The following is a 12,754-nucleotide window of genomic DNA, read 5'->3' as shown; positions in this document are numbered from 1 at the left end:
CGGACGGTCCGCCTGCTCCTCTGTCCGGGCGGGAGCTCAGCTCGAGCGTGCGGCGAGGTCGCTGTAGGCCGCTGCGTACCAGCCGACGGTGCCGTCGCCGGCGGTCGGTCCGATCGTGATCCACCCGCTCGACGTGACCACGTACAGGTCCTCGTCATGTCCGCAGTGGACGGAGCGTGACGTGAGTCGCTTGCCCGTCTCCGACCCGTTCGCACCGATGCGTCCTGCCCACACGGCCATCTGCACGGTTCCGCCGCCCTGGCATGTGACCGAAACGCGGATCCGCGCACGGTCCCCGGCCCCGTCATCGCCGAAGGAGAGCCGGCTCGACGAGTCGTTCGTGCCAGCGCCGCTGCCCAGTTCGCCGGGCTGTCCGGCCCATCGCTCCTGGACAGCCTGCATCCAGCGGGAGTGCGCCTTGTCGTTCTCTTCCGGTGTCGGGTGGTCGGAACACGCCGCGAGCGACACGAGGGCCACGACGGCCACAACGGCGACGCCGATGGTGAGGGGGTGCCGCGTCGTCGGCCGCGGCGGGCGTGCAGGAACGGCCCCGAACACGCAGGCGAGCACCGGCATCCACCTCGTGGTGCGTCGAGCGCAGTGCTTCTGCGAGTTCACACCATCAATCTACGGCGTGACGTCCACGTCCTCCGCTGCTATGTTTGCGCGCACAACAAATCCCGGACGACGATGTCGGAGGACGCGCGATGACGCACGCAACAGAGCACCGCTTCGGTGAGACGACCCTGACGGTCGTCGATGCCACCGGCGCACCCATCCCCGATGCCGACATCACGGTCGAGCAGACCCGCCATGCCTTCGCCTTCGGCAACATCGGCTTCGATTTCATCGGACTCGCCAACGGCGAAGCGACAGGCGAAGCGGCCGGCGAAGCCAACGCCGAAGCGCAAGACGAAGCAGACACCGAGCACCTCGCCGACCTCTACACCGACGTCTTCAACACCGCGACGCTCCCGTTCTACTGGGGCCGCTTCGAGCCCGAGCGCGGAGCCCCGGACACCGCCAGACTCCTGACGACGGCGCAGTGGTTCCGCGACCGCGGCATCGCCCTCAAGGGTCACCCGCTCGTCTGGCACACCGTGCAGCCCGACTGGCTGCTGGGGCTCCCGCTGGACGAGGTCGAGCTGCTCCAGCGGGAGCGCATCCGCCGCGAGGTTTCCGCTTTCGCGGGCACGATCGACACCTGGGACGCCATCAACGAGGTCGTCATCATGCCGGTGTTCGACAACGGCGACAACGCGATCACCCCGCTCGCCCGGGCGAAGGGCCGCATCCCGATGATCCGGATGGCCTTCGAGGAGGCCCGCGCCGCCAACCCGCACGCCACCCTGCTGCTCAACGACTTCGACCTGTCGAGCGCGTACGAGTGCCTGATCGAGGGCGTGCTCGAGGCCGGCGTGCAGATCGATGTCATCGGACTGCAGACCCACATGCACCAGGGCTACTGGGGCGAGGACACGATGCTCGCGATGGTCGACCGGTTCGCCCGCTACGGCCTGCCGCTGCACCTGACCGAGACCTCGCTCGTCTCCGGCGACCTCATGCCCGCGCACATCGTCGACCTCAACGACCACCAGGTTGCTTCGTGGCCGTCGACGCCCGAGGGTGAGGCGCGCCAGGCCCACGACATCGAACGGCACTACCGGAGCCTGGTCGGCCACCCTTCCGTCGAGGCGATCACCTACTGGGGCATCACCGACGCCGGCGCCTGGCTCGGCGCCCCGATCGGACTCGTCCGCGCCGACGGGACACCCAAGCCGTCCTACGACGCGCTCCGCCGCCTGGTCAAGGAGGAGTGGTGGCTCGGCCCGACGGTGCTCCGCACCGACGACCGCGGTCGGGTGCAGGTCCGCGGCTTCCGCGGCGACTACCGGGTCGACGTGCGCGGCACGTCCGCCCCGTTCGCCGTCACCGACGTGCCCACGCAGGTGCAGATCGTCGCGTGACCACCTGACGGACTGGAGGCCCGGTGCGGCCCCGCCCCGCGCCTCCAGTCCGTCAGTGGCGGACCTGGCTGTGGGGGTGCTCATGGCTCTGATCGGGGTGGTGCGCTTTGCTGGGCGAGACCAGCGGACCGTCCGCGGCACCGTGAGGGGTGGACTTGATGCGTATGAGCAGACCGCACGGACGGCTCCTGCTCGTGCAACGCTCGGTCCTCGTGACCGCCGTGCTGGCGTCGGGGCTCGCACTGGTGGCCGGGTGCAGTTCGCCCCGGTTGCCGCCGTCGTCCGCAACCGCCGTCGAGGTGACGAAGGTGTACCTGGCTGCGGCGAAGGCGCAGCGGTGTGACGTGACGAAGGCGTTGACGCTCGACAGCACGTGGGCGTGGTGCCGGAACCCGACGCTGCGGAGGTACACCGTCGCGGACAAGGCGGAATCGGTGCCGTTCAACCCTGGCCATACGACGGAGTCCTGCGTCGACACGACGGTGACGAGTCGAGCGTCGGAGGAATCGGAGCCGATGAACGGGACGCGCACGTGGAGCTTCTGCTTCACGAAGACGGCGTCCGGATGGCGCCTCGCGGACCAGGGACAGGGCTAGGGCGCGCCCCTGCTGAGGTGGCCGGAAGGGCCAATCTTCAGCGTGGGTGTGCGGCACCGCGACGACCTGGACGGCATCCCGGTAGACGATCCGCCCCGGGGAGCTGGTCACGAGTTGCATCCACGCGATCTCGTGGTGGTCGAGGAGTTCCAGGTACGGGCCGACCATCTCGAGCAGTGCGAGGGCGTCCGCGCTGAACCACGCCCGTGCCCCGGGGTTGTAGGTCTCGTCGTAGCAATCGGGCTGCACTGTGGTCGGGTCGGCGTACATCGCGGTCGCGCGCGTGTTCGCTTCCCGGAGCCACCTCGTCTCGGCGTCGCTCAGCCGGCCGTCCCGCTGCAGACCGTTGGCAAGAGCGAAGACCCCCGGAAACCGCCCGCGGCGGTTGGGGACGGCGCTCTGGTACCGGACGAACTCGCTCACCGCCGCACGTACCGGTGCTCCGGCCGCCCCGCAGCCCCGTACCGCAACTGCATCGCCACGGTCCCGTCCGCCGTGAGCTGCGCCAGGTACCGCTGCGCCGTCGCCCGCGAGACCCCGATCGCCGCAGCCACCTCGGCGGCGGATCGTTCCTCACCGGCGACGAGCTGCTCGAGCACCAGCGCCGCCGTGGCCGCCCGGGACGGCGACGCCCCACCGCTGTCCCCGGCGTGCAGGATCCGGAACGCCCGCTCGACGGCCTCTTGATCGAGTGTCGAGCGCTCGTCGAGCACGTTCCGCGAGCGCGCGTACGCCTGCAGTCGTTCGGCCAGCACCCCGGCTGCGAAGGGCTTGATCAGGTAGGCGAGTGCCCCGCTCCGCATCGCCCGGCGAACGGTGCCGGAGTCCGAGGCGGCACTCAGCACGAAGGCATCGGTGTCGATCGACCGCAGCAGCTCGAGCCCGCTGCCGTCGGGCAGGTACACGTCGACGAGCACCAGGTCCACGGTCCCGCTCGACAGCGCGGAGCGGGCGGCCGCGAGGGTCCCGACGGGTTCGAGCGCCCGGAACCCCGGTACCTCGTCGACCTGCCGCCGGTGCAGGTCGGCGACGTGGAAGTCGTCGTCGACCACCAGCACGGTGAACACGGAACTCACGACACCACTCCTTCCAGTCGGGCGCAGAAGACCGCGCCGTGGTCGGCACCGCCGGGGGAGGCGAGCCACACGTCGCCACCGTGTCGCCGGGCGATCTCCCGCGACAACGGCAGCCCGATCCCGAGCCCGTGCACCTGCGAGACGTCCTCCGACGCAGGAACAGGCGCCGGACCGCGCACGAACAGCGAGTCCGCGGCATCGGCTGGCACCCCCGGCCCGGAGTCCATCACCGACAGGTGCAGCGTCGTGCCGTCGTCGAGCACCTCGACCTCCACCCACGGGGATCCGCCGTCCCTCGACTGCTCGTCCCCGTCCAGGGCCGCCGACACCGCGTTGTCGACCAGGTTGCCGAGCACGGTCGTCACGTCGCCCGGGTCGGTGATCGTCCCCTGCACGAGCGTCTCCGCCCCGATCCGCAGCAGCACCCCGCGCTCGGCGGCCTCGACACCCTTCGCCCCGAGGAACGCCTGCAGGTACGGCTCGGTCAACCGGTCGGCGTGCTGCACCGGGTAGCGCAGCGGCCCGCGCTCCTGCACGTCCGCCAGGTACGCGCGCGCCCGGGCGGTCTCGCCGATGTCGAGCAGCCCCGAGATCGCGTGCAGCCGGTTCGCGAACTCGTGGCGCTGCGCGCGGAGCGCCGTGCTCATCGCCCCGACGGCGTCGAGTCGCCGGGTCAGGGCCTCGACGTCGGTGCGGTCGCGCAGGACGGCGACCCGGCCCAGGTCGCGGCCGTCGCGGAACACCGTGCGGACGTCGACGAGCAGCACCCGGTGCCCGGCGACGATCGTGGCGCTCGCCGGAGCCGCGGTGGTCACGTCCAGCATCGACCCGAGCGGCGCGGGCAGGTCGAGCGATGCCACCGGACGGCCGACCGGATCGGCCAGCCCGAGCAGTCGCACGGCTTCGGGGTTGCAGACGGTGACGACCCCCGACGGCCCGATCGCGATGACGCCTTCACCGACACCGCCGAGCACGGCCTGCTGGTTCTGCACGAGCGTCACGAGCTCCTCCGGCTGCAGCCCGAGCGTCAGCCGCACCAGCCTGCGTCGGATCAGCACCGAGGCGATCACCGCGAGCAGGACCGCCGCCAGCCCGGCACCGATCACCGGCATGCTGTCCTCGACCAGGGTGTCGTAGACGCGTGCCCGGTTGAACCCGACGCTCACCTCGCCGACGACGGCGGACTGCCGGGAGGCCCGGCTCGTCGCCGCCCCGCCGGCCGCGGGCGCGGAGACGGGCACCTTCGCCCGCGCCGACTCGCCGAGCGTGCCGCGTGCCCAGGACACGGTCTCGCGGCCCGCGAGTGCGGCGTCGGGGGAGGTGCTCACCATCTCGCCGATCCGGTCGGCGTCGGGGTGGGCCAGCCGGATGCCCCGGTCGTCGGTGACCACGACGAAGAGTGCCCCGGTCCGGCGCTGGGCTGCGAGTGCCGCTCGCTGGACGGGCCCGTCGGCGAGGGCCGCGGGGTCGAGGTCGGTGCCGTCGACGCTGAGCCGGGCGACCGCGGCCCGGACGTCGGACTGCGCGGCGACGCTCTGTGCGATCGCGAGTGCGGTCCCCTCGGCAGCGCGCTCCAGCCGGGTGACCTCGATCCGGACGAACACGGCACTGGTCAGGGCGACGACGGCGACCACCACGGCGAGCTGCAGCACGAGCACCTCGGTGGCGAAGCGGAGCCTGGGGCGCCGTGAACGGTCGTCGGTCACGACCCCAGCGTACGGAGGGCGAGCCGACCTGCCTGCGCACAATGCGCAGAAAGCGGTCAACGCGCGATGGTGCGCCAATGTGCAGAAGCGCGCCGCGCCTCCAGGCCGGGTCGTAGCGTGCCCGGACTGCCAGACACGGACGAAGGAGTCCTGATGCTCGTCATCCTCGGGTACGCGATGGTCCTGACCTTCATGGTCCTGATCATGACCAAGCGCATGTCGCCCATGCTCGCGCTGATCATCGTGCCGACCGTGTTCGGACTGTTCGCGGGGGCGGGTCTGGGACTCGGCGACATGGTGACCGAGGCGATCGGCACGCTGGCACCGACGGCCGCGCTCCTGATGTTCGCGATCATGTACTTCGGGCTGATGATCGACGTCGGCCTGTTCGACCCGCTCGTCCGGTTCATCCTGCGGGTGACCGGCAACGACCCGGCGAAGATCGTGCTCGGCACGGCTCTGCTGGCCGGTGCGGTCTCGCTCGACGGGGACGGCTCGACGACGTTCATCGTGGTCACGGCGGCGATGCTGCCGATCTACCTGAAGCTCGGCATGAGCCCGGTCGTGATGACGTGCGTGGCGGGTCTGACGAACGGCACGCTCAACATCGTGCCCTGGGGCGGTCCCACCGCCCGTGCCGCCGCCGCGCTGAAGATCGACCCCACGGACATCTTCGTGCCGCTCGTGCCGTCGCTCGTGGTGGGGCTGCTGCTGTGCTTCACGTTCGCGTGGACGATGGGCCTGCGGGAGCGGAAGCGGCTCGGGCTGATCGAGTTCACCGAGGCCTCGCGGGGTGCACGGGTGCCGGAGCGGGCGAACGCCCGGGCCGGGTCACGGGTGCTCGCGGCGGTCGGCGGGACCGGCGGCGGGATGTTCACGAGCCCCACGGTCGCGCTCGGACTACGCGGCGGGAAGGCCGACGGTCGGCGTGCGGACGGCGAAGGTGTGGACGGCGCGGGTGCGGGGGACGAGGGCGGCACGGGGACCGGCACCATGGCCGAGACGATGCTCGACCCGAACCGCCCGACCCTGCGGCCGAAGCGGATCTGGTTCAACCTGGCGCTGACCGTCGCCGTGATGGTGGCGCTCGTGCTGGGCCTGCTGCCGCTGCACTTCGTGTTCATGATCGGCACGGCGATCGCCCTGCTCGTGAACTTCCCGCAGCTCAAGCAGCAGACCGCGCAGATCGTGGCGCACGCCCCGAGCATCGTCGGTGTCGTGTCGATGGTGTTCGCCGCCGGGGTGCTGATCGGGGTGCTCGACGGCACCGGGATGGTCGCGGCGATGGCCGACTGGCTCGTCGCGGTGATCCCGGACTCGATGGGCCCGTACCTGGCGGGCATCACCGGTGTGCTGAGCATGCCGCTGACGTTCTTCATGAGCAACGACGCGTTCTACTTCGGGATCCTGCCGGTGCTGTCGGAGAGCGCCGCGGCGTACGGGATCACGCCGGCCGAGATGGCGCGGGCCTCGGTCGTCGGGCAGCCGGTGCACATGCAGAGCCCGCTCGTCCCCGCGATCCTGCTGCTGGTGTCGCTGGCCAACGTGAACCTCGGCGACCACCACCGGAAGGTGCTGTGGCGGGCGGCCGTGGTCGCGATGGCGATGCTCGTGGTGGCGATCGTGGTGCGGGTCATCCCGTTCGGGTGAACCGACCGCCGGTGCCGACTCGGCGCGCGCCCGACCGGTGCGCGCCTGACCGGACGGTGCCGGCTCAGGCGGCGTCGAGCTCCCGCGTCAGCGCCGCGACGAAGTCGTCGATGTCCTGCTCCGAGGTGTCGTACGCGCACATCCACCGCACCTCGTTGCGGCTGGCGTCCCAGTCGTAGAACCGGAAGTGCTTCCGCAGCCGGTCGGCCACCCCGGCGGGCAGGGTCGCGAAGACGCCGTTCGCCTGGGTCTGCTGGCTGAAGCCGACGCCCTGGATGCTGCCGTCGGCGATACCGGCCTCCAAAGCACCGCGCAGTCGGGCGGCCATGGCGTTGGCGTGCCCGGCGGAGCGCAGGTACAGGTCGTCGCTGAGCAGGGCGATGAGCTGCGCGGAGACGAACCGCATCTTCGACGAGAGCTGCATGTTCATCTTGCGCAGGTAGTGCAGCCCCTCGGACGCCGAGGGGTTCAGCACGACGATCGCCTCGCCGTAGAGCATGCCGTTCTTCGTGCCGCCGAAGCTCAGCACGTCGACACCGGCGTCGGTGGTGAAGTCGCGCAGGGGCACCCCGAGGGACGCCGCGGCGTTCGAGATGCGGGCGCCGTCCATGTGCAGCTTCATGCCGAGGGAGTGGACGTGGTCGGCGATCGTCCGGACCTCGTCCACCGTGTAGGCGGTGCCGAGCTCGGTGGTCTGCGTGATCGACACGACGAGCGGCTGGGCGCGGTGCTCGTCGCCCCAGCCCCAGGCCTCGCGGTCGATGAGCTCGGGCGTCAGCTTGCCGTCGGGTGCCTCGACCGGCAGGAGCTTGATGCCGGCGACGCGCTCGGGCGCTCCGGCTTCGTCGGTGTGGATGTGCGCGGTCGCGGTGCACACGACCGCTCCCCACCGCGGCAGCATCGACTGCAGGCCGACGACGTTCGCGCCGGTGCCGTTGAACACCGGGAACGCCTCGGCCTGCGACCCGAAGTGCTCGCGGATCACCTCGTTGAGACGTGCGGTGTAGACGTCCTCGCCGTAGGCGATCTGGTGGCCGTCGTTGGCCGCGGCGATGGCGGCGAGGATCTCGGGGTGGACGCCGGCGTAGTTGTCCGAGGCGAAGCCCCGCAGGTCCAGGTCGTGCAGTCGGAGGGTCACGCGTTCATCCTAGGTTCGAGGGATCAGGCGCCGTGAGCGGGATGCGGGCACCGTTGACGTCGGCCGGTGGGACGTCCCAGAGCCGGACGACCTCGGTGCCGAGCCGCTCCTCGAGGCCGGACAGTGCACCGACGACGAACACGGCGGCCGCGGCGGTCTCCGGTGCCTCCTTCCGGAACCCCTGCGCGACGGCCCGGACCCAGGCGTCGGACGCGGCCTTCGCCGACGCGTAGTTCGCGGCGCCGGCGGTGGGGGAGTCGACCGCGGTGGACGACACGAACGCGAGCCGCCCGGCAGGGGACGCCACGAGGTCGTCGTGGAAGACCCGGGTCGTGTTCCGCAGGGTCCGGAAGGCGCGGTCGAAGAAGTCCCAGTCCGCGTCGGACTGGCCGACGATGCTGCCACCGCCGCGCCACCCGCCGACCAGGTGGACCAGTCCGTCGACGCGGCCGGCGTCCGCGTGGACGTCGTCGGCCAACGCGGTGACCGCACCGAGGTCCGACAGGTCGCACGTCCGCGTCGTGACGCCCGGGACGGACGCGCGCAGGGCCTCCAGGGCGTCGGGTCTGGTGCCGACCGCGACGACGGCCGCACCGGCGGCGGTGAGTGCGCGCGCGACGGCTGCGCCGCTGGCACTGGTCGCACCGGCGATCAGCACCAGGCGACCGGCCATCGAGCCGTCGGTCACGCGGCGGCCTCGCCGACGAGCTCGGCGTCCGTGGTGCCGGTGATGCCGGCCGTGGACGCGATGACGGTCGCCATCTTCTTGTCGAGCGCCTCGTAGAACATCGACAGCGGGAACTCGTCGTCGAGCACCGCATCGGTGTAGCCGCGCGGCGGTCCGGCGAGCGTCTCGTCGGGCAGGCCACGCGCCCACTTCGACGCCGGGTGCGGCGTGAGCGTGCGGATCAGCATCTCGTACGCGGCGAGCCAGTGCGCCGACTTCGGCCGGTCGATCGAGCGCCGGTAGAGCTCGTTGATCTCGTCGCTCAGGGCGATGATCACGTCCGGCACCTCGGGCCAGTCGATCGTCAGCTGCGTGTCCGTCCAGTGCAGGACGCCGTGCTGGTGCATCCAGGCGAACAGCAGCTGGCCGCCCAGTCCGTCGTAGTTGCGGACGCGGCTGCCGGTGATCGCGAAGCGGAAGATGCGGTCGAAGACGACCGCGTACTGCACCAGGCGCGCGTGGTCGCGGATGGCGCGCTGCGCGTCCTGGAGGCCCGTGTCGGGTCCGGCGGACAGCTCGCGTTCCAGACGCACGGACTCCCGGAACGCGGTCAGGTCGCAGCGGAGCTCCTCGAGCGAGTAGAGGAAGAACGGCATCCGCTGCTTGATCATGAACGGGTCGAAGGGCAGGTCCCCACGCATGTGCGAGCGGTCGTGGATGATGTCCCACATCACGAAGACCCGCTCGGTCAGCTGCTGGTCGTCGAGCATCGCAGCGGCCTCGGGCGGCAGCTCGAGCTTGGTGACGTCGGCGGCGGCACGGACGACCCGGCGGTAGCGGGCGGCCTCGCGGTCCTGGAAGATCGCGCCCCACGTGAAGGCGGGGATCGAGCGCATCGCGACGGTCTCGGGGAACAGCACCGCCGAGTTCGTGTCGTAGCCCGGGGTGAAGTCGACGAATCGCAGCGCGACGAACAACGCGTTGCCGTGGTCGCCGGCCTCGAGCTCGGCGATGAACTCCGGCCAGATGACCTCGACCAGGACCGCCTCGACGAAGCGCGAGGTGCTGCCGTTCTGGGTGACCATCGGGAACACGACCAGGTGGCCGAGCCCGTCGTCGCGGTGTTGCTGCGGTTGGAACGCGGTGAGGGAGTCGAGGAAGTCGGGGACCCCGAAGCCCTGCTCCTGCCAGCGTGCGAAGTCGAGCTGCAGCACGTGCAGGAACGCGGCGTCGTGCGGGAAGTGTGGTGCCAGCTCGGCGACGGCCGGCACGATCACCGCGACGTGTCCGGCGGCAGCGGCGTGGTCGGACGGTTCGGGGACGGAGCCGTCCCGCGTCTGCAGGGCGACGACTGCACGCTTGAGCCGGAGCCAGGCGGGGTGGGCGGCGATCTCGCGCACGGACAGGTGGTCCTCGACGACCTCGGGCTCTCCGACGATGGCGTCCTGCGAGATCTTCTGGGCGAACTGGGACATGTCGAACCTCCCGTCATCGGGGTCGGCCGCGGATCTGCGGACGAGTGGTGCGCGTTACCGGATCGTCTCGAGCCTAGGGAAGTTCGGGGGACGCAAAGTTGCCCATCTGCGGTGGAATCGTGCGTCGTCGTGGTGCTCGCGCGGGGATCCGACTGCTGCGCGCATGGAACCGTCGCCGGTCCTGCGTGGGCGGTCAGCGTGGTCGGAGTCAGCGGCGCCGGGCGGGTCGCCCGGAGCTGTTGTCTCCACGGGCCTCCGAGTCGATGCGCTCACGCTTGGTGACGGCATCGATCGCTTCGCTCACCGTCGAGTCCGGATGCGTCTCACGCCAACTCCGCACCTTTGCCGGGTCTGGTGCGCACCCCGGGGGGATCGGGGTACTCCCGACGATGCTCGGAGCGAAGGCGGCGTACGTGATCGTCGCGAGCGCGGCCAAACACGCGTAGAGCAGATCGAGCGAGAGCCAGGCACCGACCGTCGACACGATCCCGAAGAGGACGATGAAGGCCGGCGCCCGACGCCTCATCGGAAGCACCCTCGCTTCACTGCCGCGATGCCGAGGAGCTCAGCCCCCAGCGCAGCCGCAGCCCCGCCGAGGGCCCGGATCTTCTCCCAGCTGAAGGACGCGCCCCACATGATCCGGACTGCCTTCGTGACGCCGCCGAGCGAGTTGATCAAACGTTTGATCTTCAAGATCTTCGCGACAGGGAACGCCGTTGAGGCGATCACGAGCGCGATCGCTCCCGTGCACTCGAGGACGCTTGCACGAGTCGCTCGCTGGACCATCGGGTTGCCAGCTGCCCATTCCTCGTACGCGGTCTGGCCCTGGAGCAGGACGGCTTCCGGAACGCTCTCGATCAGCGCCAGCCCGCGTTCGACGTCGGCGGCCTGGAGATCGAGGTCCTCGACGATCGAGGTGACCGAAGCCGCGGGTTCTGCCGTGGCAGCGTGAGCTGGCGGAGCGGCGAACGTGGACGCGCACAACCCTGCTGTCAACAGCCCGACAATTGCGATCTTGCTCGTGGAGACGGTGAACGACGTCATTGGGTGCCCTCCCGATCGACGTCCTTCGCCGATCGGAGACCAATCTGCCGCTATCCGGTGAAATGTGCAACGACAAATTTGATACGTGGGACCGGAAGCTCGAGCCTCGTTCCCCTGGGTGTTCACCCAGTGCCGGGAGGGGCGCGTGTGAGTGTGAGGAAATATTGGTTCCGGGAACGAACCACCTTCCGATCTGGGGTTCTGTGGCGCATCGGGCTTGTGCCCCGATCGCTGTACCCCGGACTGCTCCGTCCGCCCCCGAACGGAGGGTGTGGCGACCACACAAAGCTTGCGATCCGCTCAGGAAACCCGTCTGTTCACTTCTGAGCCGTTTCCTGGACGCCGGCTGAGGGGCCTTCGTTGGTCGAGCGACTGCCAATGTGATGCCCGCCGGAACGGGAGCGCAGCATCCCCCGGCGCACCCGACCTGCTGCCCCGGATTCCGAAGGATGCCGTTGTCCACAGATTCGCCCCGCCTGCTCACGGTCGTGCGGGACCCATCGGACGTCAGGTTCCGGAACATCGCCCGTGCCGGCGGTGTCACCGTCCTCGCGATCATGTTGCTCGTCGGGCTGTTCCTGGCAGTCCGGGCCGCCGAGGCCCTGCGCGTCGCCGGGTTCGGGTTCCTCACCACGCAGGCCTGGGACCCCGACGCCCACCGGTTCGGCATCGCCGCCGTGCTGGTCGGCACGGTCCTGATCGCCGCCGTCGCAATCGCGTTCGCCCTGCCGCTCTCGCTCGGCACCGCGCTGTACATCACCGAGTACGCACCCCTGCGGATCCGCAAGGCGTTCATCGGGCTCGTCGACCTGATGGCCGCGATCCCGAGCGTCGTCTACGGGCTCTGGGGCTTCTTCTTCCTGCAGTCGCAGATCACGCCGGTGTCGCGGTGGATCTCGCAGTGGTTCGGCTGGATCCCGCTCTTCTCGGTGTCGGGCGTCGACCTCGACGACCCGCTCGCGTCGCCGACCGCGTACACGGCCTCGACGTTCATCGCCGGCATCGTCGTCGGGCTGATGATCACGCCGATCGTCACCTCGATCATGCGCGAGGTGTTCTCGCAGGCCCCGCTCGGTGAGCGTGAGGGGGCGCTCGCGCTCGGGTCGACTCGGTGGGGGATGATCCGCTCGGTCGTGCTGCCGTTCGGCCGGGGCGGCATCATCGGCGGGACGATGCTCGGTCTGGGCAGGGCGCTGGGCGAGACCATCGCCGTCTACATGATCATCTCGCCGGTGTTCGTCATCCAGCCGCACGTCCTGCAGGCCGGGGCGAGCTCGGTCTCCTCGCTGATCGCCCTGCGGTACGGCGACGCGACACCCTTCGGCATGTCGGCGCTCATGGCAGCGGGTCTGACGCTGTTCCTGATGACGCTGTGCATCAACTTCGCCGCGTCCGCCGTGGTCGCCCGATCGCGTTCGGGAGCGAGCAGCTAGCC

General features: G+C 70.4%; 12 protein-coding genes. 3 read left to right on the top strand and 9 right to left on the bottom strand.

Annotation, left to right across the window (positions count from 1 at the left end):
* Window positions 1-36: 36 nt before the first annotated feature.
* Window positions 37-618: a hypothetical protein gene (locus DEJ29_RS14930; RefSeq protein WP_146248297.1), complete on the bottom strand. Its 582-nt coding sequence runs from the start codon at window positions 616-618 to the stop codon at window positions 37-39.
* Between the two features lie 89 nt (window positions 619-707).
* Here DEJ29_RS14930 and DEJ29_RS14925 point away from each other — a divergent pair, with 89 nt between their 5' ends.
* Window positions 708-1,967 carry an endo-1,4-beta-xylanase gene (locus DEJ29_RS14925; RefSeq protein WP_111094458.1) on the top strand — a complete coding sequence of 420 codons (1,260 nt, stop codon included), beginning with the start codon at window positions 708-710 and terminating at the stop codon, window positions 1,965-1,967.
* A gap of 52 nt (window positions 1,968-2,019) precedes the next feature.
* Here the strand turns inward: DEJ29_RS14925 and DEJ29_RS14920 are convergent, their stop codons facing one another.
* The 3 genes from DEJ29_RS14920 to DEJ29_RS14910 form a co-directional block, all read right to left on the bottom strand.
* On the bottom strand, window positions 2,020-2,517 hold the full coding sequence (locus DEJ29_RS14920; protein ID WP_284173827.1) for a hypothetical protein: 498 nt from the start codon (window positions 2,515-2,517) through the stop codon (window positions 2,020-2,022).
* A 465-nt stretch (window positions 2,518-2,982) separates the two neighbouring features.
* On the bottom strand, window positions 2,983-3,639 hold the full coding sequence (locus tag DEJ29_RS14915; protein WP_111094459.1) for a response regulator: 657 nt from the start codon (window positions 3,637-3,639) through the stop codon (window positions 2,983-2,985).
* A complete protein-coding gene (locus DEJ29_RS14910) occupies window positions 3,636-5,345 on the bottom strand; it encodes a sensor histidine kinase (protein ID WP_111094460.1) in 1,710 nt (569 codons plus the stop codon). Before DEJ29_RS14910 ends, DEJ29_RS14915 begins: the two co-directional genes overlap by 4 nt.
* A 153-nt stretch (window positions 5,346-5,498) precedes the next feature.
* On the opposite strand from DEJ29_RS14910, the gene DEJ29_RS14905 reads away from it, so the two are divergent.
* Window positions 5,499-6,995 carry a CitMHS family transporter gene (locus tag DEJ29_RS14905; protein WP_111094461.1) on the top strand — a complete coding sequence of 499 codons (1,497 nt, stop codon included), beginning with the start codon at window positions 5,499-5,501 and terminating at the stop codon, window positions 6,993-6,995.
* A gap of 64 nt (window positions 6,996-7,059) precedes the next feature.
* Here DEJ29_RS14905 and DEJ29_RS14900 read toward each other — a convergent pair whose 3' ends face one another.
* The 5 genes from DEJ29_RS14900 to DEJ29_RS14880 form a co-directional block, all read right to left on the bottom strand.
* On the bottom strand, window positions 7,060-8,133 hold the full coding sequence (locus DEJ29_RS14900; protein WP_111094462.1) for a threonine aldolase family protein: 1,074 nt from the start codon (window positions 8,131-8,133) through the stop codon (window positions 7,060-7,062).
* Between the two features lie 4 nt (window positions 8,134-8,137).
* Entirely contained in the window at window positions 8,138-8,806 is a 669-nt protein-coding gene (locus tag DEJ29_RS14895) for an SDR family NAD(P)-dependent oxidoreductase (protein ID WP_111094540.1), read from the bottom strand.
* A gap of 11 nt (window positions 8,807-8,817) precedes the next feature.
* The gene (locus DEJ29_RS14890; RefSeq protein ID WP_111094463.1) at window positions 8,818-10,275 is read right to left on the bottom strand and encodes a DUF6421 family protein; all 1,458 of its coding nucleotides are present in this window, start codon (window positions 10,273-10,275) and stop codon (window positions 8,818-8,820) included.
* A 208-nt stretch (window positions 10,276-10,483) separates the two neighbouring features.
* Complete coding sequence (locus DEJ29_RS14885) at window positions 10,484-10,801, bottom strand: hypothetical protein (protein ID WP_111094464.1); 318 nt, start codon at window positions 10,799-10,801, stop codon at window positions 10,484-10,486.
* Complete coding sequence (locus DEJ29_RS14880) at window positions 10,798-11,319, bottom strand: hypothetical protein (RefSeq protein WP_111094465.1); 522 nt, start codon at window positions 11,317-11,319, stop codon at window positions 10,798-10,800. The genes DEJ29_RS14885 and DEJ29_RS14880 overlap by 4 nt, the downstream gene beginning before the upstream one ends.
* A gap of 449 nt (window positions 11,320-11,768) precedes the next feature.
* Here DEJ29_RS14880 and pstC point away from each other — a divergent pair, with 449 nt between their 5' ends.
* On the top strand, window positions 11,769-12,752 hold the full coding sequence (gene pstC / locus DEJ29_RS14875) for a phosphate ABC transporter permease subunit PstC (RefSeq protein ID WP_071405915.1): 984 nt from the start codon (window positions 11,769-11,771) through the stop codon (window positions 12,750-12,752).
* The last annotated feature ends 2 nt before the right edge of the window (window positions 12,753-12,754 follow it).

Origin of the sequence: Curtobacterium sp. MCPF17_021 (assembly GCF_003234605.2) — a bacterium.
Lineage (GTDB): Bacteria > Actinomycetota > Actinomycetes > Actinomycetales > Microbacteriaceae > Curtobacterium > Curtobacterium flaccumfaciens.
This window is presented reverse-complemented; position numbering and strand designations above follow the sequence as displayed.